The following is a 21,389-nucleotide window of genomic DNA, read 5'->3' on the forward strand; positions in this document are numbered from 1 at the left end:
CACCGGGCCGTCCGGCCGGGACCGGGTCGCCCCGGGAAGGAAGAACCCCATGTATCTGAGCGGAGCCACAGGTCCGTTCCTGGTTCCGGTACGCGGATGGGTCGTCGCGACCACGCTGGCCGCCGTACTCGCGGCCGCCTTCTCGGTCGGCACCGCGTTCGGACTGGCCGCGGCGACCGGAGCCCTGCTGCGCTGGGAGGACGGCGGCCAGACAGAACTGGCACGGGCCCTGCTCGCCACCGCCGTGTGCGCGGTGGGACGGGGGGTGTGCCTGTGGATCCGCGACCAGCTGGCGATGGCCGCGGCCGCCCGGGTCAAACGGTCGGTCCGGGCCAGGGTGATGGACAAGCTCTACCAGCTGGGGCCCGGGTACACCTGGCAGGGCGGGCGGCGCGGGGCACAGACGACCGTCGTCGACGGGGTGGAGCACCTTCAGGGCTACGTCGGCTTCTACCTGCCCCAGCTGCTCGTTTCCTGGATCGTCCCGGCCGGTCTGCTGGTCGTCCTGGTGCTGGTCGCTCCGACCGTGGCCGCCCTCGTGCTGGCCTGCGTGCTGCTGGTCCCCTTCGCCCAGAGGATGTGGCGGTGGCTCCTGCGTGACCGGGCCCAGGACCACTGGGAGCGGTTCGACGCCTTCGCCGCGCGGGTCGCGGACACGATTCGCGGACTGCCCACCCTGGTCGCGCTCGGAGCGGTCGACCGGCGGCGTGCCCACGTGGCGGCCTCGGCCGAGAGGCTGCGCGAGGCCACGGCCGCCAACATGCGCGCCTCCTTGGGCGTGTCCGCGGTGATGTCGGCCGCGATGGCGCTCGGCACCTCCGGGGCGACGGTCGTGGCGGCGTTCGAGGCCGCCCGCGGCGCGTTGCCCCTGGAGTCCGTGCTCCTGGTGCTGTTCCTGTCCGCCGAGTGCTTCCGCCCGCAGCAGGAGCTGAGCGGATACTGGCACGAGGGGTTCCACGGCATCGCCGCCGTCGGCGCGATCTCGCGGTTCCTCGCGGCACGGCCGCCGGTGGAGGACCGAGGGCAGGAAGCCGCGGAGAGCCTGGACACGGCCCCCGCCCTCGCGGTGGAGCACGTGGACTTCACGTTCCCGGGTGCGGACGAGCCCGCGCTGCGCGACGTGTCGTTCTCCGTCCCCGCGGGGACGACGCTCGCGGTGGTCGGAGCGTCCGGGGCGGGCAAGACCACCCTGGGCCGGCTCCTCCTCCGGGACGTCGACCCCGACTCCGGGCGCATCGTGCTCGGCGGACACGCGCTCACCGACATCCCGCTCGCCCGGCTCAGGCGGGCCACCGCCAGGGTCGCCCAGGACGTGGTCCTGCTGTCCGGCTCGATCCGCGAGAACGTCGGGATCGCGGCCGCCCCCTCCGACCGGGGGGCCGACGCCCGGGTCGCCTCCGCGATCGCGCGGGCACAGGTGAACGATGTGGCCGTCCAGCTGGACGCCGGCCTCGACGGCCAGGTCGGCGAACACGGGCGGCTCCTGTCCGGCGGGCAGCGCCAGCGCGTGGCCCTGGCCCGTGCCCTGGCCGCCGACGCGCGGCTGCTGGTGCTGGACGAGGCGACGAGCGCGCTCGACGCCGAGAACGAGGCCCTCATCACCGACGTCCTGCGCGCCGAGCGCGGCACGCGCACGATGGTCGTGATCGCCCACCGGCTCTCGACCGTGGCCCACGCCGACCACGTGCTCGTACTCGACCAGGGGCGGGTCGTCGAATTCGGCCCGCCCGGGGAGCTCGCCGCCCGGGGAGGCCGCTGGGCGGAACTCGTCGACGCACAGCGGGCCGGAACCGGAGGAGAACGATGAACAGCGCGCCGGACCAACAGGACGCCGGGCTCGGACCGCCCCGCACGGGACTCGCCACTCTGGCGGGACTGTGGCACACGATCACGGGCATGCGGACCCCGTACCTGGCGGGCGTGGCGTGCAACGCCGTCGTGCACCTGGCCCAGGCCGCGGCGGCTGCGGGCGGGGCGTGGGCCGTCGTCACGGTCCTCGGCGGCGGGGGAACGGGGGACCTGCTCGGCCCTGCCCTGGCCACACTCGCCGCGGTCATCGTCCGGTCGGCGGCGTCCTGGCTGGAGAGCTGGCTCACCCACGACATCAGCTTCCGCGTGCTCGCCCGCGTGCGCCTGTGGGTGTACGACGCGGTCGCCGGGCTCGCACCGGCGGGTATCTCCGGCCGCAGGGTCGGCGACCTGCTCACCACGAGCCTGTCCGACTCCGAGGCTCTGGAGATCTACTACGCGCACTCCTCCGTCTACACCCTGAGCACCTGGCTGAGCACACCGCTCCTGTGGTTCGCGCTGGCCGCGGTGAGCCCGCCCGCGGCCCTGCTCGTCGCCCCAGTGCTCGCCCTGGCCGTGGCGGTCACCCTGTTCGCCCGGCGGTGGGCGCGCCCCCAGGGCGAACGCGTCCGTTCGGCCCTGGCGGAACTGGGCGGGGAGGTCGCCGAGAACGCGGGGGCGGTCCGCGAGATCGTCGGCTACGGGCTCGTGCCGCGCAGGAACGCGCGACTGGCCCGTATCGACCACGGGCTCCTCACCGCCCAGTTCCGCAACGCGCGCAGGGCGGGTGCGGAGACCGCCGCGCTCGGCGTCGTCTCCCTCGTGGCCGCGATCGCCGCGGCGGGTGCCGCCGGTTGGCAGCTGAGCCGGGGCACACTGGCCCCCGAAGCGGTGCCGTTCGCGATCGTCCTCGCCACCATGACCACCGCCCCGATCCTCCAGTGGGCGGGCATGACCCGCCACTACGGCACGACGGGGGAGGCCGCCGCGCGTATCGAGGCACTTCTGGCGGCGCGTCCGCCGATCGCCTCCCACGGCGACCGCACGGCACCGGAGGCCGAGAGCGCTGACGTGCGGGTCCGCGACGTCGCCTTCCGGTGGAGTTCTGTCGCCCCCGAGGCCTCCGCCCGTCTCGCCGTCGAGGCCCTCACCGTCACGGTCCGCCCCGGCGAACACGTCGCCGTCGCCGGGCGCTCGGGGTCGGGCAAGTCCACCCTGGCCCAGCTGCTGGCCCGTTTCATGGACCCCGACCACGGCGGCGTCACCGCGGGCGGCTCGCCCCTGGGGGAGTACTCCAGGGGCGAGCTGCCGCGCGTGGTCTCGCTCCTGCCCCAGGACGTGTCCCTGTTCCAGGAGACCGTCCGAGACAACCTGCTCCTGGCCACCGACGCACCGGTCGACGACGAGCAGCTGTGGCGTGCGCTGCGCATCGCGCACGCCGACGGGATCGTCGAGCGCCTCCCCGACGGCCTGGACACCGTCCTCGCCGACAACGGCCGTTCCCTCTCCGGCGGGGAGCGGCAGCGTCTGGCCCTCGCCCGTGCGGTCCTGCGCCCCGCACAGGTCCTGATCCTGGACGAGGCCGTCAGCCAGCTCGACGTGATCGGCGAGCACGGAGTCCAGGAAGGCCTCGCGCAGGCCCGCGCGGGGCGCACCACGATCACCATCGCCCACCGGCTCTCGACCCTCCTGGGGGCCGACCGCATCCTCGTCCTGGACGCGGGGCGCCTGGTCGGGGACGGGGACCACACCGAACTGCTCCACAGCTGCCCGGCCTACCGGAGGCTCGTCGCGCCCCAGATCAGCGCCGTGGGGTGAGGCCTGGCCCGCCCGGTGGCGGGACAGCGCCCCGCTGGTCGGCCTCCGGCCGTGAGGACCGCCACCGGGCGCGCGGGGTCCCCCGATGTGTCGGCGAGGGCCTGCCTCGTGGACACCCGCCCGGACGGCTACCGACCGGCCCGGCCGCGGTGCAGGAAGGAGCGGATGTCGTCGAGTCCGTCCAGGGCGCGTCCGTCGACGTCCGAGGGGTCCAGCTCGGCGCGCAGTGCCAGAGCTTCGACCAGTGCCTCCGCCGGCTGGCTGAGTTTCCCGAACCTGCGGGCCGTGTGCCCCAGGCACAGGCCGGCGAGGCCGAGCAACTGGCTCCCCGTGGCTGCCCTGGTTCCCACCTCGATGCAGCAGCGCTCGATGAAGGCACGATCGTCGTCGTTCAGCGCGCTGCCCACCAGCGCACCAGCCGCCTCCACCTCGTGCACAGGATCGACGAGCGCGCGTTCCACCGCTTGGACGACGACATCGTGGGGCAGCGCGGGCGGATTCTCGAAGGTTCGGTGGGAGTGCGTCACCACCGGGAGGTTACAGCCAGCTCCGCCCGGTACACCCCGACACGCGAAGGGGGCACGGGTCGTGCGCCCCGTGCCCCCGTGCCGGACCGGTCAGGCCACCGGCTCCTCGACGCGCGTGTGCCCGGTCCCGTCCCCACCCTCACCGGAGGGACCGCGCGGGGCGACGATGCCCTGCTCGACCGCCATGTCGCGCAGCAGCGGGTGCGTGGTCCACAGCGACGGCAGCATGATCAGGCCCACGGGGACGGCCGTCACCACGATGAAGGACTGCAGAGCCTGGATACCGCCGTCCCCCACCAGGAGCAGCGCGACCGCGGCCAGGCCCATGCCCACGCACCAGAACGCGCGGACCAGGCCCGAGGGCTCGCCCGTGTGCATGCTGGAGACCGCGATGGCGTAGGACATCGAGTCGAGCGTGGAGGCCAGGAAGATCAGTGCCACGATCACCATCAGCACGCCCAGCACCCCCGTCAGCGGCAGCGCCTTGAGGATGGCCAGCGCCGCGGCGGGCAGGCCGTCCTCGGCGTAGGGGCCCGTGATGGTTCCGGGGGCTCGCTGCTCCAGCCAGATACCGGTCCCGCCCAGCGCGGTGAACCAGCCCATGCTCACCACCGAGGGCACCACCGTCGCGCCGACGTAGATGTCGCGCACGGTGCGGCCCCGCGAGATGCGGGCGAAGAAGACCGCCATCATGGGCCCGAAGCCCAGGAACCAGCCGAAGAAGAACAGCGTCCAGTACCCGAGCCACTCCTCGTCGCCCCGGTACAGGGCCATCGGCAGGAACTCCTGGGTGTGCACCACGCCCGCCTGCACGAACAGGTCCAGGACGAAGGGCAGGGACGCCATGCCGACGATGGCGGTGATGAGGGCCAGGGCCACCCAGACGTTGGCCCGGCTCAGCAACTGGATGCCCTTGTGCAGACCGCTCAGTACCGACACCGCGGCCACGGCGGTCAGCCCCAGGATGATCAGCGCCTGGACGGGATAGGTGTTGGGCAGCCCGAACAGCGCGCTGCAGATGTAGGAGATCTGCAGACCGAGGAAGCCGATGGGCCCCACGGTCCCCGCGATCACGGCGAGCACGCAGCTGATGTCGACGACCGCGCCGATCCAGTGCGTGCGCACGCGCTCGCCCATGAGCGGCCACAGCAGGGTGCGCGGGCGCAGGGGCATGCCCTTCTCGACCCCGCGCATCATGACCAGGGTGGCCAGCGCGCCGCCGATCGCCCAGCCGATGAAGCCCCAGTGGACGAAGCTCTGCGCCATCGCGTAGGCCGCGCCCTCGGGCCCGCCCGACAGGTCGGCGTACTGCGGGGGCGGGGAGGCGTAGTGGGCGATGGGTTCGGCTGCCGCCCAGAACACCCCTCCCGCGGCCAGCAGGGTGGTGACGATCATCGCGATCCAGGTGAACCGGCCGAACTCGGGCGCGGAGGTTCCGCCCATGCGGACCCTGCCGTAGCGGGAGAAGGCCAGGATGGTCATCACGACGAAGGTGGCCAGCATCAAGAGCTGCCAGTAGGCACCGAACCAGCGCGCGGACCAGACGAAGGCCGCGTCCACGGCGGCTCCCATCGCGCCGGGGGAGATCAACGAAGCCGAGACGAACACGACCATGAAGACGCTGGTCACGCCCATGACCCAGGGATCGGAACGTCTGCCTCGCGCGGACGCGCGTGAGCGCAGAGTGGAGAACATGGAGTAGAGGAAGCCCCTCTAGTGGAAGCACCGGCCGGGACACGCCGCGGCCGACATCTGAAGGCCCATGGGCTGTGCGCGCGCGGCGGCCGCCGGGAACGACCGCCCGGTCTCACTACTGGCGCAGCAGGTGCTGCATGGGGTGGGCGGGGAGTCGAACACGGCCCCGCCGGGCCGCCGACGGGTGCGGACGGGGAGGGACGAGGGGGAGTACCCCCGGTCCCGTGCCTGCCGACGCGACGACAACGGTCTACATTACCGCAGGCCCTGGCCCCGGATCGTGTGAGGGCGAACACTGCCGAGGCGCCGACGAAGGTGGTCGGGGGCCCGAAGCCGGCTGCGCGAGTCCGCGTGTCCCGTGTGCGCGCGGGCGGCGCCGGGGGCGGACTGTGGTGGGGGCCGCGGGTCGCTCACAGCGCGCGTGCGCGGCCTCCGCGGACGCCGCAGGGCAGTGACGCGTCACCTCGCCCGCCCGAACGCCGCACCCGGCGCCGCCTGCGACAATAAGGACATGTCGCCTATTCTTCCGCTCCCGGAGCGCGTCGGCCGCGCCCACCGGGAGCCACGGCGCCGCCGGGCGGACGGTTCGCGGGTCCCCCTCCCCGGTCGGCACCGTGCCGGGCAGCAGGTGCTTCCAGGATTCGGTGGGGTGAACCGCCCGTGAGTGGGACCGAGGCGGGCCGTACCGGACGCCGGCCATCGTCGCGGATCGCCTCACCCCCGGGTGGGGGCGCGGGCCTGGGGGCCTGGCGGCGGGAGCCGAGCACCCTGGTCCGGCAGGCCGCTCCGCTTCCGAGGGGAGCTGCGGCGCCCTTCGTCATCATCGCGCAGTCACAGGTCCCGGGCGCCCCCACGGAGTGGGAACCGCACGCCCACCCCGCGCACGAACTGGTGTGGGTGCGCTGCGGGGCGCTGACCGCCCGTGTCGGCGACCGCGTCCTCACCGTCTCCGAGGGGTGCGGGCTGTGGGTGCCCGCCGGGGAGGTCCACGCCGGCCGGCTGACGGCGCAGGCCGAACTCCACACCGCCTTCTTCGCCCCGGACCGCACACCGGTCGCCTTCGAGGGCCCGACGGCCATCGCGATGACCCCGGTGCTGGAGTCGCTGCTGATGTATCTGGCCCGCACGGACCTCGATGTCGGGGCGCGATCGCGGGCGGAGGCGGTCGTGTTCGACGTGCTGGAGCCGTCACGGCCCCAACTCGCGCTGCGACTGCCCGGGGACGCGCGGGTCGACGTGATCGCCGATGCCCTGTTGCGCGATCCCGCCGAGGACCGCTCCCTGGAGGAGTGGGCACGCGACCTGGGGACCAGCCCCCGCACGATCAGCCGCGCCTTCCGCACCGCCACCGGGCTGTCGTTCGCGCAGTGGCGTCAGTCACTGCGCATCCACCGGGCGCTCACACTGCTCAGCGAGGGGTGCGAGGTGCAGGACGCCTCCGAGATCCTCGGGTACGCCCAGACCAGCACCTTCATCGATGCCTTCCGGCGCGTGATGGGCACCACCCCGGGCACCTACTTCGGCGCCTCACGTGCAGCCGCTGACCGGAATCCCGTATCCGGTGTCCGGAAGTCCTGATTGCAGCCGCGGAACAGCCGAATCTATTCTGAGTGAGTGAAGGCTAACCTAATTTCCTGTCCGGGCGATCTTGTGCGCGCTCGGCCCCATCCCCTGCTCGGACGGCTCGTGCACGCCCCCGGCGGTCCCGCCCGCGCCGTGCCGCAGCCGCCGTCCGCCGCAGCCGGAGACCCCGCACGCGCGGCGTGCGCAGCGCCGTGACGCGATCACCTGCCCTGAGCGGGGAGCAGCTGGTCCTGGGCTACGGCAGGTCCACGGTCGTCCACGGGGCCTCGCTGACCCTGGAGGCCGGGCACGTGACCGCCCTGGTGGGGCCCAACGGCAGTGGCAAGTCCACGCTCCTGCGCTCCCTCGCCCGACTGCACCGCATCGACGGCGGACACGTGACGCTCGGCGGCGGCGACGGGCAGCCCGAGCGCCCGGTGTCCCTGCTCAGCGCACGCCGGTTCGCCAGGGAGGTCACCCTCTTCTCCCAGTCCCGGCCCACGCCCGAAGGCCTGACGGTCAGCGAGGTCGTGGCGTTCGGACGCCACCCGTACCGGCGCGGCTTCGCGGGACTCTCCGCACAGGACCGGCACGCGATCGAGCACGCGATGAGCGCCACCGGGGTGCAGGACATGGCCGACCGGGCCGCCGGAGAGCTCTCCGGCGGAGAGATGCAGCGCGTCTGGCTCGCCACCTGCCTGGCCCAGAACACCCGGGTGGTGCTGCTGGACGAGCCCACCAACCACCTGGACCTGCGCTATCAGATCGAGACCCTCGACCTGATCCGCGATCTCGTCGAGGACCACGGGGTCGCCGTCGGCGTCGTGCTGCACGACCTCGACCACGCGGCGCGCATCGCGGACACCCTGCTGCTGCTGAGCGCCGGACGCATCCGCGCCGCAGGCGCCCCGGCCCAGGTCCTCACCACGGAGAACCTCAGCGAGGTCTACGGCATCCGGGTCGAGGTCACCGAGGACCCCCGGACCGGTCGACTCCGCACAGATCCCGTGGGCCGGCACACGGCCCGCGGCCGGTCCGCCACCCCGGACCACCCGAACCAAGAAGAACAGAGCAGAGGGAACCACCCATGACCCGTCTCCGCCATCTCGCGGCCACCGCCGCCCTCGCCCTCGCCGCAACAGGATGCGGCACCACCAGTGTCGAGGAGGCCGAGACCGGTGGCGTCGCCGCGCCCCCGTCGGAAAGCTGTGCCGAGGACACCACGACCACGTCCACCGGCCCGGTCTCGTTGACCGACGGGGTCGGCCGGCAGGTGGAGCTCGACAAGCCCGCCGAGCGCATCGCCGTCCTGGAATGGCAGCAGGTCGAGGACGCGCTCACCCTGTGCGTCACCCCCGTGGCGGTCTCCGACACGGAGGGCTACAGCACATGGGTGAGCGCGGAGGAGCTGCCCGAGGACGTGACGGACATCGGCACCCGTGGAGAGCCCGACCTCGACACCCTCTACGCCGAGAACCCCGACCTGATCGTCGTGGAGGCCTTCGGCGCCGACGACGAGATCATCGCGCAGCTGGAGGAGCGCGACGTGCCCGTCCTCGTCACGCTGGGGGCCGACCCGGCCGACCCCATCGAGAACATGCGAAACGTCTTCCGGCTGATCGGCGAGGCCACGGGCCGCACCGAGCGGGCCGAGCAGGAGATCCAGAGGTTCGACGACCACCTCGCGCAGGCCAAGGAACAGGTGGCCGCCGTCGACCTGCCCACGACGGACTTCCTGTACTTCGACGGATGGCTCCAGGGCGGCAACCTCACCATCCGCCCCTACGGCGAGGGCGCACTGTTCACCGCGCTCGGCGAAGAGCTCGGCATGACCCCGGTCTGGACCGACGAGATCAACGAGGCGTACGGGGACGGTGGCGTCAACCCCTCCTACGGCCTCGCCCAGACCGACGTCGAGGGCCTCACCGCCGTGGGCGAGGCCAACCTCTTCTACGCCAACGACGAGGGCGTCGGCGGCTACGTCGAGGAGCTGGAGAAGAACCCGATCTGGACCTCCCTCCCGGCCGTCGAGGAAGACCGGGCACACGCCTTCCCCCCGCGGATCTGGGGGGCCGGTGGCCCGCGTTCCACCGAACAGGCGGTCGACGGCTTCGTCGACGCCCTCACCCGGGGATGAGCGGACCACACCAGGCCCCGCCCCGGCGGTCCCCGCTGCCGCGCGTCGGCGTGCGCGGCGGCACCGCCGGGGCGGTGGTGGTCGCGGTCCTGGCCGCCGCGATCCTCGCGGTGGGCCTGTGGCACCTCACGCAGGGAACCTCCGGCGTGGGCTGGTGGGACCTGGTGCGCCACGCGCTCGGACAACGGGAGGACGTCGACGGAGTGCCGGTCGGCGACGTGCTGGCCGGGTCGCGGCTCCCGCGCCTGTTCGCCGGTGTGGCCGTGGGCTTCGCCCTCGGCGTCGCCGGAGCACTGCTGCAGTCGGTCACACGCAACGCGCTCGCCTCCCCCGACACCCTCGCGGTCACGGCGGGGTCCTACTTCGCACTCACCCTCGTCGCCGCGTTCGGGCTCGCTGTCCCGCTGTGGGCCTCCGGCCTGGTGGCCTTCACCGGCGGACTGCTGGCCGCCGCGCTCGTGCTGGGACTCGCGGGCAGCGCCGCGGGAACGGCCACGACACGACTCATCCTGGCCGGCTCGGCCATGGCGATGGCCCTGGACGCGGCGACCGCGATGCTGCTGATCCTGTTCAAGGAGAACACCACCGGCCTCTACGCCTGGGGGAGCGGTTCCCTCGTCCAGCTCAACATCGACGCGTCCCTGCGCGCGATGCCCTTCGTCGTCGCCGTGCTGGGCGTGGCGCTGCTGCTGAGCCGGCGACTGGACGTACTCGGCCTGGGCGACGACACCGCCGCCTCGCTCGGCGTGCCCCTCCGCTCCACCCGGACCGTCGCCGTGATCTGCGCGGTACTGCTCACCGGAGCGTCGGTGACGCTGGCCGGCCCGATCGCCTTCGTCGGCCTGGGAGCCCCCGTGCTGGCACGCCTGATCGCCGGACGGATCCCGTCACTGCGACGGCACCTCCTCCTGGTGACCGTCTCCGGACTCCTCGGCGCGCTCCTGGTCCTGCTCGCGGACGCCTCACTGCGCGCGCTGCTCGGGGCCGAGGGCGCCGCCTCGATCCCCACCGGGGTGCCCACGGCCCTGCTCGGGGGACTCCTCATCGTGGTCCTCGCCCTCCGCCTGCGCGACGCGGGCCCGGTCCGCCGACCCCCCGGCGGGAGGACCGGGACGCGCACCCGGCGGCGCTTCCTCGGCGTCCTGCTCACCGCGGCGACCCTGCTCGCCGCGGCGGCGCTCGTCGGCGTACTCGCCGGCAGCCTGTGGCTGCGCACCGGGGACATCTCCCTGTGGCTCCAGGGAACCGCCCCGGACCTGATCGGCCGGGCCCTGGACGAGAGGGCCCCCCGCGTGGCCGCCGCCGTACTCGCCGGCGCGGCACTCGCCCTGGCCGGGAGCCTCGTCCAGAGCACCGTGCGCAACCCGCTCGCGGAGCCGGGGCTGCTGGGCATCACCGCCGGGGCCGGGCTGGGAGCGGTGATCGTCGTGACCTCCGGCCCGGCCGGCGGCCTCCCCTCGCTCGTCACCATGTCGGTCCTCACGGGCCTGGCCACGTTCGCGCTGATCGCCGCGCTGGCCTGGAGGGGCGCACTGCGCCCGGACCGGTTCGTCCTGATCGGCATCGGGTGCGGGTACAGCCTGAGTTCGGTCACCACGTTCCTCCTCCTGCGCGCCGACCCCTGGCAGACCCCGCGCATCTTCACGTGGCTCTCCGGCACGACCTACGGGCGCACCCTTCCGGAAGTGGTACCGGTCGCCGTGGTCCTCGTTCTCGCGGCACCGCTGGTGCTCGGCCTGGCCCGCCACCTCGACCTGATCGCCGTCGACGAGGACACCCCCCGCATCCTCGGCATGCGGGTGGAGCGGGCACGGCTGGGACTGCTCACCCTCGCCGCGGTCCTGGCGGCCGTCAGCGTGGTCGCGGTCGGCGTCGTCGGCTTCGTCGGGCTGGTGGCGCCCCACCTCGCCCGCGCGCTGGTCGGTGCCCGGCACGGGCGCAGCATCCCGGTCGCGATGCTGCTGGGCGGACTGCTGGTCTGCGTGGCCGACACCCTCGGCCGCACACTCATCGCCCCCGCCCAGGTTCCGGCCGGACTCATGATCGCCCTGGTCGGCGCGCCCTACCTCATCTGGCTGCTGCGCCGCTCCCACGTATGAGGCCACGCCGCCGCCCGACCGAACCCCGCCAGGAGAACCACATGCCATCCCGCCGCCCCGACGCTCCCGCCCACGGCCTCGCCGCCCCCTTCGACCCGGCCGCCCGGCCCGCACCGCTGGAGCGGATCGCGCCCGGCGGGGTGCTCGATCGCTGGGCAGCGGCCGACCGCTCGGCTCACGCACCCCAGATCGTGGCCGTTCCCGACGCCACGGGGCAGACCTGGGCCGGCGCCGCCCTGGTGACGGCGCGCCCCCAGACGGCCTACGTGAAGATCGTCGACGCCGTCGGCGACGTGCCCGCCGCCGTGGAGGCGGTCGTCGCACACGCGCGCGACCGGGGGCTCGCGCAGGTCAAGTGGGAGGGCTGGACGGTCGGCGCCGCCGACGCGGCGGCCCTCGGCTTCGCGCCGATGGGAGCCCCGCGCGGGCAGGCGCAGGACGCCGTCCGCCCGCGCACGGGCTACGTGCGCTGGCTGGGCTCAGACGGAGCGGCGGAGCCGCCGTACTACCGGCAGTCGACGAACTTCACCTGCGGCGCCGTCGTCGCCCTGATCGCACAGGTACAGGCGGGGCAGGTGCCACGCGCGTCCCTGGACCGCCCGGCGGAACTGGCGCTGTGGCGCGGCGCGACCAACTTTCCCGCCTGCGAGCCCGTCGGGCTGGGCGTCGCCGTGCGCCGCACGTGGCCGTCCTCGCCCGTCACGGTGTTCCTCGACGTGGACCGGCCCGTCCTGCTCGACTCCTACTCCGGGGACGAGAGGGAATGGCGCGCCGTCCTCCAGCGCGCGTCGAGGGCGGACGCGGCACAGGCCGGAGTCCCGCTCGATCCGCGCCGTCTCTCCCTGCCCGGCATCCGCAGCGCGATCGCCCGGGGCGACCGCGTCCTGCTGCTGGTCTCCCTGGAGGCCATGCAGGGCTTCGACGTGCCGCACTGGGTGCTCTGCCACGGAGCCGTGCCCGGTGCCCTCGTGATCGAGGACCCGTGGACCAACGACGCCACGGGGGACACCTGGGTCGACGCCCACCTGCTGCCCGTGTCCGACTCCGCGCTCGACGCGATGTCGTCGATGGAGCAGGACCGCTACCGCGGCGCCGTGGGCATCGGAACGCCGGAGGGGAGCGAGCCGCCCCGCCGCCCGTGAGGACGCCCCGGGCCTTTGACCCGGCCGGCCCGGGGCACGCCGGACCGGCCCCCGGGCCCGACAGGGGTTCCGGGGAGGAATCCGCGGAACTTCGTCCAGAGTTCGTGTCCACTCCGCTCAGGTGCGTGCCACCCCTGGAAGGATGACTCACGGTGGAGGACGGCGCACGCTCCGAACACGGTGCGCACCGCCCGCCTCCGAGTCGAGTCCTCACCCGAAGGGGTGCCCCCGTGAACCTGTCCCGCCCGAGGCCCTCGGGTCCCGCCCGCCCGGCGACCGTCCCCGTGGTCCTCGCACTGGTCGCACCCATGACCCTCATCGCGCCGTCGTCGCAGGTGACGGCCGACGTGGCCCCGCCGGCGCCCGGGATCGCCGGGGCCGTGGTGGAGCGGGTCGCCACCGGGATGGAGTTCGTGTCCGGCCCCGTCCCCGAACACGGAGGCGACGGGGAGCAGTTCGCCGGCCTCCTCACCGTGGATCTCACCGAGGAGATCGGGGTCGAGCACGCCGGCGGAGGCAGTCTCACCTCACCCGCCACGGTCGCGGACATGGCGGCGGCCACCGCACCCCCCGAGGGTTCCACCGTCGTCGCCGCGGTCAACGGCGGCTTCTTCGACATCGGCGCCACCCAGGCCCCCCTGGGCGCCGGGATGCGCGACGGACGCGTCCTCACCTCACCGGACGCGGGGTTCACCCACGCCGTGGTCATCGACACCGACGGCACGGGCAGCGTGCGGCAGGTGGCCTTCGAGGGGACCGCCTCCCTGCCGACCGGGGACCTCGAACTCGACGCCCTCAACGCCCCCGCCGTCCCCGCGAACGGGCTCGGCCTGTACACCTCGGACTGGGGCGAGCACCCCCGCGAACACGTCGTCCACGAACCGGGGGCCGACCCCGGGGGCCCGGCCACCACCCCCGTCGCCGAGGCCGTCATCTCCCGGGGCACCGTCGAGCGGGTCGGCGACACCCCCGGCAGCGGCCCGATCGGGGAGCACGAGCAGGTCCTGGTGGCGCGCGGCTCCGCGGCGGAGTGGATCGCCGCCCTGTCCGAGGGCGATTCGGTCGACCTGCAGCACACCCTCACCGCCGAGGGCACCGAACCCCGCACCGTCCTGGGCGGGCGGCACGTGCTGGTCCGCGACGGCGAGCCCGTCCCCGTCGACAACGACTCCCGCGCGCCGCGTACCGCGATCGGGTTCTCCGAGGACGGCGGCACCATGCACGTGGTGGCCACGGACGGGCGCAACCCCACCACCGCCGGGTCCACGCTCGCGGAGGTCGCCGAACTCCTCGCCTCGTCCGGGGCCACCCAGGCGCTGGAGCTGGACGGGGGCGGATCCTCGACCCTGCTCGCCCGCCAACCCGGGGGCGTCCGCCCGGTGCTGCGCAACCGCGCCGGGGAACAGCTCCGAGAGGTCCCCGACGGTCTGGTGATCACAGCGCCCGAAGGGTCGGCCCTGACCTCTGGCCTGTGGCTGCGGCCCGCGCTGGAACCCCGGCCCGAACACGGCTCTCCCACACCCGCCCAGGAGGACCCCCGCCGCGTGTTCACCGGCATGCACCGCACCCTCGCCGCCACCGGGCACGACGAGGCCTTCGGTCCGTCCGGACCGGGTGCGCCCCACACCCCCGACGACCGCACCGGCGAACTCGATCTGTCCGCACCCGCCGGGCACGGTGACGGCCCCCGGTTCGTCGCGGGAAGCCCGGGCCCGGTGACCGTCACGGGGAACGCCGGCACCGTCCGCGACACCGTCGACCTGGAGGTGCTGCCCGCCCCGGACACACTGCACGCCACACCGGGACGCCTGGGTCTGGCCTCCTCCGACGACACCGCCTCCTTCGTGCTCACCGGGGCCACCGGGGACGGGGAGCGGGCACCCGTCGAACCGGTCGACGCCGAGGTCGAGGTCGCCCCCGAGCTGGCCGAGGTGGTGGCCCGGGACGACGGCCGCTTCGAGGTGCGGCCCCGCACCGGGGAAGGGGCGGGCACCCTCACGGTGACCGCCGGCGGAGTGAGCACGAAGGTCCCGTTCTCGGTCGGCGCGCGGACGACGCCCGTGGCGACCTTCGACGACGCGCGGGAGTGGACGGCACGGTCCGCACGCGGCGAGGCCGGGGTGCGCCCCGCGGCCGGGCGCGACGGCCCCGGACTGGCGTTGGCCTACGACTTCACCCGCGACATGCGGACCCGGACCGCCGCCGCCCACCCGCCCGGGCCGCTCACCCTCGACCGCCAGGCCTTCGCGTTCACCGCGGGCGTGCGCGGCGACGGCAAGGGGGCCCGCCTCATGATCGGCCTCACCGACAGCCACGGTGTCGGACACTCCCTCAGAGGCCCCGCGGTCGACTGGGAGGACTGGCGCGACGTGCGCCTCGAAGTGCCCGACGGTGTCGGACACCCGGTCACGGTCTCCCGCGTGTACCTGCTGGAAGAGGACCCGGGCCGCGCCTACACCGGCGAGGTGGTGCTCGACGGCCTCACCGCCCAGACCACGACGCAGCCCTGATCGGCCGGGCCGCCCCCGACAGCGGAACGGACGCCTTCGAGCGCGGAACCGGCGGTCGCCAACCGACAGCGCCCACACTCGGTGATCGGCCGGCTGACACCCATGGAGTTCGAGAACGCGAAACCGGGCACCGTGGCCCGAGAAACCGGAAACACGGCTCCACCGGACTCAGTACATGCCAGAGCCTCCCTCACACCCGGCACGCAACATCAGCGGCCGCTCCACCGCGGCGGCCGCTTCTCCACGAACGCCCGTGCGCCCTCACGGGCGTCCTCGCTGCGCATCCGCCGCTCCTCCCAGTGGTACCGGGTGGAGAACGCCTCCTCCACGGAGAGGTGCGCGGAACGCGCCACCGCCTCCTTGACCGACCGGGTCGACAGCGGCGCGCTGGCCAGCAGGTCCGCCACCCACCCGTCCACGCACGCGTCCAGCTCCGTGTCCGGGACGACCTCGTTGACCAGGCCAAGCTCGGCCGCGCGTCCCGCCGTCATCTCACGCCCCGTGAGCAGGTGGCCCATCGCCACTCGCGCGGGGATCTGCCGCGTCAACCGGAACACCCCGCCCGCCCCCGGGACCAGTCCCAGGCGTGCCTCGGGCAGGGAGAACCGCGCGCTCTCGGCGGCCACGATGATGTCGCACGCCAACGCGAGCTCGAACCCGCCGCCGACGGCGTACCCCTGGACCCGCGCGACAACGGGCACGGAGAACGCGTGGCGCTCCGTCAGCCGGGGCCAGCCCGGCAGGCCACGGCTCCCGAAGGTGGTCGCCTCCCGACCCTCCGCATCGAGCCGCGCACGTTCCTTCAGGTCCTGGCCCACGCAGAAGGCCCGCTCACCCGCGCCGGCGAGCACGACCACCCGCACGTCCTGGTCCGCCTCGATCCGGTCCCAGACCCGCGCGAGCTCCTCGTGCGTGCGCAGGTCCATCGCGTTGAGCACCTTGGGCCGGTTCAACGTCACCCGTGCCACGTGCCCGTCCCTCTCGTAGCGCACCCGGGGCTCTTCGGTCCCGCCCATCCCGCTCATCTCTCCTCGTCGGACTCGTCCGCGCGCGCACGGGTCGTGAACCGGCCGGTCTTGTGGATCACGTCCTCGCTGTACAGGCGCAGGGCCTGCTGGAGGGCGAACTCCGCCATGTACTCCCGGAACGGCTCGGGCGGGTGCTCGGCCAGCCGCAGCATCCGCCGGTTCGTGACCACGGCGGGGGAGTCCAACCGCTCGACCGCCTCCTCCACCGCGGCGTCCACCCGGTCCGGCTCCACCACCGTGTCGAACAGGTGCGACGCGTCCGCCTCCGACGCCCAGATACGCCGTCCCCAGAGGATGACCTCCCGGGACACCCGCGGCCCCGCCACCCGACCGAGCCGCAGATTGGCCGCACCGGGCACGATGCCCTCCTGCGCGGCGGGCAGACTGACGTAGGCGTCCCTGCCGGCGATCAGCCGGTCGAAGGCCAGCAACAACTGTGCCCCGCCCCCGATGGCGAACGTGTCGACCGCCGCCACCCAGGGCTTCTGGACCGTCCGGGGCCGCCACGACTCCCCGTCCCCCGGGTCCAACCCCCGGATGATCTTGTTGATGTACCCCAGTTCGCGCCCCAGCAGGAAGCCGATCAGCGAGATACCGCCCCGGTGTAGTTCCTTGAGGTTGATCCCCGCGCTGAAGACCCGCCGCCCCCGGTACCGCGGATGCGTCATCGTCCCGCCCCGCACAACACCGACGCCCACACCGGGGTCCAGCAGTGCCAGGTCCACAGCCGTCTCCATCGCCGCCACCTGGGCGTCATCCTCGGCGTTGAGCCGGTCCGGGGCGCACATCGTCACGTGGGCGGCCCGCCCGACCCGTTCGATCCGCACGGGGCCGAGGTCGACCGTGCCCGTCCTTCGGAACTCCGGCAGCAGATCGACCCCCGCGGGGGTGGGCCGCAACATCGAGTCGATCAGATGCCGCCCGGTCCGCGGCGAGCCCAGCACCGCACGCACGAACAACCCCTGGTCGATCTCGGCGCCCTCCTTGTCCGCCTGCATGCGCTTGGACTCCACCTCCATCAACGCGCGGGACGGGAGCAACCCGGGGAAGCGCAGTGCCGCGTCCCCGACCAACCGGTCCAGGCGCGGGCGGCGGGTCCCCGCGCCGGTCAGCTCGTCGTACACGTCCTCGGTGTGCCGGGTCAGGAAGCGGTGGCGCAGTGTGCGCACCGCGTCCTTGGCCTCCGCCGCCGACGCCCGTTCCCGCGGTGTCCGCTCCGCGGGGGGCGGCCCCGCCAACAGCGCCTCCTCCAGCTGTTTCGCGGCGCCGTTGAGCACGTGCGCGGCCTCGGTCATGCGCGAGGGCAGCGGCACGGCACAGATCTCGTTCAGGGCCCTCACCGTCGAGGGCATGTGCGGTTCCATACGGGTCCCTTCCGGGGTCGGTGGTGGTCAGGGCCTGGGGGCGTCCGGGGAGGTTTGCGTCGGTGGCCGTCCCTTGCGCACCATCGAGCAGAGCGCGGACAGCCCCGTCTGCTGGGCGCGCATCCCCGCAGCGAACCGGGCGTGCACACCGAGCGTGGACATGATGGCCGCCACGTGGCGGTGGTAGGTGCGTACCGAGACGTTGAGGCCCCGGGCAGCGACCTCGTCCTTGGTCCCCGCGCTCAGGTGGGCCATCACCTCCACCCGCATCGGGTTGTCCAGGATGTCCAGCACGTCCCGCAGCTCCTCCAGAGCCGCCGACCGGTACCACTGGGAGAACTGCCAGCGCAGCATGTGGTCGACCTTGTGCGGGGAGCGGAACACCCGCGCCCGCCTGGTGCCGTCGATGTCCTTGACCGTGACCACACCCACGGTGCTGCCCAGCGTGATCATGTCGGGCATCACCTCCTGGCATGTGCGCACCCTGACCCCGTCCTCGGCAAGTCCTGTCAGAGCCCGCCGGTTCGCGGGGACGGCCAGGGTCGCGTGTGCCGCGGTGAGCGTGAGGTTGGTGGCCGGGGTGTCCTGCCCGCGCCGGAGCAGGCGCATGGCGGCGACGGCGTCGGCCAGTGAGTCGGGCGACGCGCAGATCCGGACCGGCGAAACGGGGAGACCGTTGGCACGGGCCTCCGCCACGACGAACTCGGGCAGTCCCATCGAGACGACCTCGGCCGTGTCCGCCGACTCCGCATCCAGCAAGGACACCGACAACGAGTCGAGGGCGGCCTCGGGGGTGAGGAGCGAGTCGTTGAAGCCCAGGGGAGGTGTCGCCGGGGACCCCGTCGCGGGAGAGCGCATCTCCGTTGCGGTCACGTTCGGTTGCTCCTCGGACGCCGAGCGCGCGTCAGGCGTCCACGGCACCGTCGACCCCCCGGCGCAGTTCCCGGTCGCATGCCGCCAGGTGCCGGCCGAGCGCCTCGTCGAAGGTGGTCGCGGAGGCCTCGGCGAGCAGCTGCCTGCGCACCGCGAACTCACGCGAGGACCTGGAACGCAGTGTCTGCGCGACCTGCGCCGCCACCTCCTCCGCGCGGGCGTCCACCTCGTCGACCAGCCCCAGCTCCCTGGCCTGCTCCACCTGGACCGGCAGGCCCAGCAGCGCGTAGCGCCGCGCTGCCCCGGCACCGGCCTGGTGGAAGAACCGGTACAGGGACATACCGGGCCAGGTCGTCTTCGGGCCGCCCACCGGAACCAGGAGGCTGCCCGGGGTCGCGACCCGGTAGTCGGTCGCCAACAGCGCCTCCAACGCCGGTCCTCCGCACTCGTCCTCGACCACCGCCACGGTGACCGCGCCCATGCGTTCCACCCGTCTGAGCGCCCGCTCCCATTTGTTGACCAGGTGCACCGTTGTGCCGGCGAACGTGTCCGACCCGGGGCGGCCGGACAGGCGCACGATCCCCACGGCCCCGGGACCGGCGTCCTCGCATGTGTCGCAGAAGGCTTCCAGCGCCGCGACGGTTTCGGTGGTCAGGGGCAGCGAGCCGTCGATGTCGAGGTGCGGGCTGGTCGTTTCCTGGAGGACGGTCGTGGTCACGGTCATGGGTGTCTCCGTTCTCGGGGGGTGGGTAGGAGGTGTCACCACTGGCATAGCGCGGTCTCGATGGTCGAACCCGGGCCCATGGTCATCAGGACCCCGAAGTCTCCGGGATCGGCGAGGCCCTCCTCGACGAAACGCTCGTAGGAGAACAGGAACGATCCGCTGGAGAGGTTGCCGTAGTCCCGCAGGACGCTGATGGTGTGCCGGACGTCGTAACTGCTCAGACCCAGGTTGACCATGACCGAGTCGATGACCTTCTTGCCGCCCGAGTGCACCAGCCAGTGCCTGATGTCGCTGCGCCTGAGCCCGGTTCCGGCCAGCAGACGGTCGACGACCCGCTCGGCGTGGGCGCCCACCACGTAGGGCACGTTCGGGTCCAGGAAGAAGCTGAACTTCCCCTGGTCGTCGTCCCAGTCGTAGCGCATGGCGGGAAGGGCGTCGACGATGATCTGGCTGGAGAAGCGCAGCAACCGGGGAGTGGAGGAGGCGGCGTCGGGGCCCGCGGTGACGGCCACCGCGGCGGCCCCGTCACCGAAGAGGCTGTTGACCACGGCCGTGCGCATCGTCCCGTCGAAGACGTAGGCGGCGGAGCAGGCCTCCACGCACACCATGACCGCCAGTTCCCCCGGGTGCGCACGGGCCCAGCCGGCGACGGCGTTCATCGCGTTCAGTCCCGCGTTGCAGCCCATCCCCACCACGTCCAGGCGACTGCAGCTCTCCGGGATGCCCAGCTCCCGGATCAGCAGGGCGCTGAAACCCGGGGTGAGGAAGCCGGTCGTGGTCACACAGCACAGGTAGCCGATGTCGGAGATGTCGGCACTGCTCTGCTTCAGGCACTCCTGGAGGGCACGCGCGCCCATGTCGATGCCCTGTACCCGGTGCTTCTGGAGCAGGGCACCCTGCTCCTCCATGACGCGGGTGCCGTCGGGCCCTCGCGGGGGGAGGGTGAGGTGACGGCGCTGGATGGCGCTGTTGAGGAAGACCGACCTCACCTTGGGCTCCTGGATGTCGAAGATCTCCAGAAGCTCCTCCTGGGTGTAGGAGTCCGGCGGCACGGCGGTTCCGACGCTGATGATCGAGGCCGACGACCGTGCTGCCGCCGCGGTGGCCCCAGGTCGTGGAGCGGTGGCGGGGTGGGGGAGCATGAAGGTTCCTTCCTTCCGGGCGGCTGGGGGAGACGGGGGTGTCTCAGCTCTGCGGAAACACCGCCCGTGGGGATGCGTGGGTGACCCGGGAGCGGATCAGGGGGCCCAGGGAGCTCAGTGCCTGGGCGGAGAGCATCGTGAAGTGCCCGGCGTCGACGGACCGCACGTCCAGGTCAGGGCCGAGTAGACCGCTCCAGCTCTCGGACGCCGGAGCCCCTTCGGCCGTCGCCTCGAAGAGGACGGTCGGGACCGCCGAACCCCGGGAGGTGTGCGAGTCCAGAGCGGCCGCGTTGTGCCGGGAGACGACGAAGAGCCGTTCCAGGGACTCGTCGGGAAGGGAGAGCAGCGCGCTGCCGCGCTCGTCCAGGGCCGCACGGGCGTCGGCGGCGGTCGGGTGCTCGTGCCCGTTCCGGAGCGGGACGTCGACTCCGTCGAGGGCGGCGGCGAACACCCGGCGGACATCGGCCGCCAGGGTGCGAAGGCCCGCGCCGCCCGCGTGCGAGTCGAGCAGGATCAACTGCCGTGGTGGCGCGTCGAGGGCAGCCGCTTCGACCGACATGTGCTGGGCGACGGTTCCCCCGAACGACCAGCCGAGGAGGACCGCAGGTCCGCCCTGGCTGAGCTTGTCCACCTGCTCGGCGTAGTAGGAGGCGAGTTCGGGCACCGTCATCGGGGCCGCGTCCTGTCCGGGCAGCAGTCGGGGGTCGTTGAAGGCGTGGACGGGGTGACCCGGTGGAAGGTCCCGCAACAGGCCCGTGTAGCACCAGCTCAGACCGTTGGCGGGAGGGACGAGGAAGACCGGTGGCAGGTCACCGTCCGCACGGTAGGTGAGGACTGCTCCCAGGTCGTCGGAGCTGTCGCCGGTGGCCCGGAGCGCGTCGCCGAGGCGTTGGACTGTGGGGTTTTCGAAGAGGGTGCGGACTTTGGTGTGGATGCCCAGGGTGGTGCGGATGCGGGCGATGAGTTGGGTGGCCAGGAG

General features: G+C 73.2%; 16 protein-coding genes. 8 read left to right on the plus strand and 8 right to left on the minus strand.

Annotated features, from left to right (window positions below):
- The first annotated feature begins 49 nt into the window (after positions 1-49).
- A complete protein-coding gene (locus ACFWTE_RS10065; RefSeq protein WP_378778969.1) occupies positions 50-1,807 on the plus strand; it encodes an ABC transporter ATP-binding protein/permease in 1,758 nt (585 codons plus the stop codon).
- Complete coding sequence (locus ACFWTE_RS10070) at positions 1,804-3,606, plus strand: ABC transporter ATP-binding protein (protein WP_378778970.1); 1,803 nt, start codon at positions 1,804-1,806, stop codon at positions 3,604-3,606. Before ACFWTE_RS10065 ends, ACFWTE_RS10070 begins: the two co-directional genes overlap by 4 nt.
- Positions 3,607-3,734: 128 nt before the next feature.
- Here ACFWTE_RS10070 and ACFWTE_RS10075 read toward each other — a convergent pair whose 3' ends face one another.
- A complete protein-coding gene (locus tag ACFWTE_RS10075) occupies positions 3,735-4,133 on the minus strand; it encodes a hypothetical protein (protein WP_378778971.1) in 399 nt (132 codons plus the stop codon).
- 90 nt (positions 4,134-4,223) lie between these two features.
- Positions 4,224-5,828, minus strand: coding sequence for a BCCT family transporter (locus ACFWTE_RS10080; protein ID WP_378778972.1), 1,605 nt, complete (start codon positions 5,826-5,828; stop codon positions 4,224-4,226).
- Positions 5,829-6,488: 660 nt separating this feature from the next.
- Here ACFWTE_RS10080 and ACFWTE_RS10085 point away from each other — a divergent pair.
- The 6 genes from ACFWTE_RS10085 to ACFWTE_RS10110 all read left to right on the plus strand — a co-directional run bounded on the left by ACFWTE_RS10085 (position 6,489) and on the right by ACFWTE_RS10110 (position 15,279).
- Entirely contained in the window at positions 6,489-7,406 is a 918-nt protein-coding gene (locus ACFWTE_RS10085) for a helix-turn-helix domain-containing protein (protein WP_378778973.1), read from the plus strand.
- A 197-nt stretch (positions 7,407-7,603) separates the two neighbouring features.
- Positions 7,604-8,482: an ABC transporter ATP-binding protein gene (locus tag ACFWTE_RS10090; protein ID WP_378778974.1), complete on the plus strand. Its 879-nt coding sequence runs from the start codon at positions 7,604-7,606 to the stop codon at positions 8,480-8,482.
- Positions 8,479-9,528 carry an iron-siderophore ABC transporter substrate-binding protein gene (locus ACFWTE_RS10095; protein WP_378778975.1) on the plus strand — a complete coding sequence of 350 codons (1,050 nt, stop codon included), beginning with the start codon at positions 8,479-8,481 and terminating at the stop codon, positions 9,526-9,528. The genes ACFWTE_RS10090 and ACFWTE_RS10095 overlap by 4 nt, the downstream gene beginning before the upstream one ends.
- Positions 9,525-11,627 (plus strand): iron ABC transporter permease, encoded by a 2,103-nt coding sequence (locus ACFWTE_RS10100; protein WP_378778976.1) that lies wholly within the window; start codon positions 9,525-9,527, stop codon positions 11,625-11,627. The genes ACFWTE_RS10095 and ACFWTE_RS10100 overlap by 4 nt, the downstream gene beginning before the upstream one ends.
- Positions 11,628-11,668: 41 nt before the next feature.
- Positions 11,669-12,769 (plus strand): peptidase C39 family protein, encoded by a 1,101-nt coding sequence (locus tag ACFWTE_RS10105; RefSeq protein ID WP_378778977.1) that lies wholly within the window; start codon positions 11,669-11,671, stop codon positions 12,767-12,769.
- 230 nt (positions 12,770-12,999) lie between these two features.
- On the plus strand, positions 13,000-15,279 hold the full coding sequence (locus tag ACFWTE_RS10110) for a phosphodiester glycosidase family protein (protein WP_378778978.1): 2,280 nt from the start codon (positions 13,000-13,002) through the stop codon (positions 15,277-15,279).
- Between the two features lie 209 nt (positions 15,280-15,488).
- Here the strand turns inward: ACFWTE_RS10110 and dpgD are convergent, their stop codons facing one another.
- The 6 genes from dpgD to ACFWTE_RS10140 form a co-directional block, all read right to left on the minus strand.
- Positions 15,489-16,295, minus strand: a complete 807-nt coding sequence (gene dpgD / locus ACFWTE_RS10115) for an enoyl-CoA-hydratase DpgD (protein ID WP_378778979.1) — start codon at positions 16,293-16,295, stop codon at positions 15,489-15,491.
- Between the two features lie 5 nt (positions 16,296-16,300).
- Positions 16,301-17,659, minus strand: coding sequence for a (3,5-dihydroxyphenyl)acetyl-CoA 1,2-dioxygenase DpgC (gene dpgC, locus ACFWTE_RS10120; RefSeq protein ID WP_378778980.1), 1,359 nt, complete (start codon positions 17,657-17,659; stop codon positions 16,301-16,303).
- Positions 17,660-17,698: 39 nt separating this feature from the next.
- The gene (locus ACFWTE_RS10125; RefSeq protein ID WP_378778981.1) at positions 17,699-18,544 is read right to left on the minus strand and encodes a DNA-binding response regulator; all 846 of its coding nucleotides are present in this window, start codon (positions 18,542-18,544) and stop codon (positions 17,699-17,701) included.
- A 31-nt stretch (positions 18,545-18,575) separates the two neighbouring features.
- Positions 18,576-19,268, minus strand: a complete 693-nt coding sequence (gene dpgB, locus ACFWTE_RS10130) for an enoyl-CoA-hydratase DpgB (protein ID WP_378778982.1) — start codon at positions 19,266-19,268, stop codon at positions 18,576-18,578.
- 35 nt (positions 19,269-19,303) lie between these two features.
- Positions 19,304-20,410, minus strand: coding sequence for a 3,5-dihydroxyphenylacetyl-CoA synthase DpgA (dpgA, locus tag ACFWTE_RS10135; protein WP_378778983.1), 1,107 nt, complete (start codon positions 20,408-20,410; stop codon positions 19,304-19,306).
- 43 nt (positions 20,411-20,453) lie between these two features.
- On the minus strand, positions 20,454-21,389 hold a 936-nt coding region (locus tag ACFWTE_RS10140; RefSeq protein ID WP_378778984.1), incomplete at its 5' end, for an alpha/beta fold hydrolase.

The organism is Nocardiopsis sp. NPDC058631 (assembly GCF_042716955.1).
Taxonomy (GTDB): domain Bacteria; phylum Actinomycetota; class Actinomycetes; order Streptosporangiales; family Streptosporangiaceae; genus Nocardiopsis.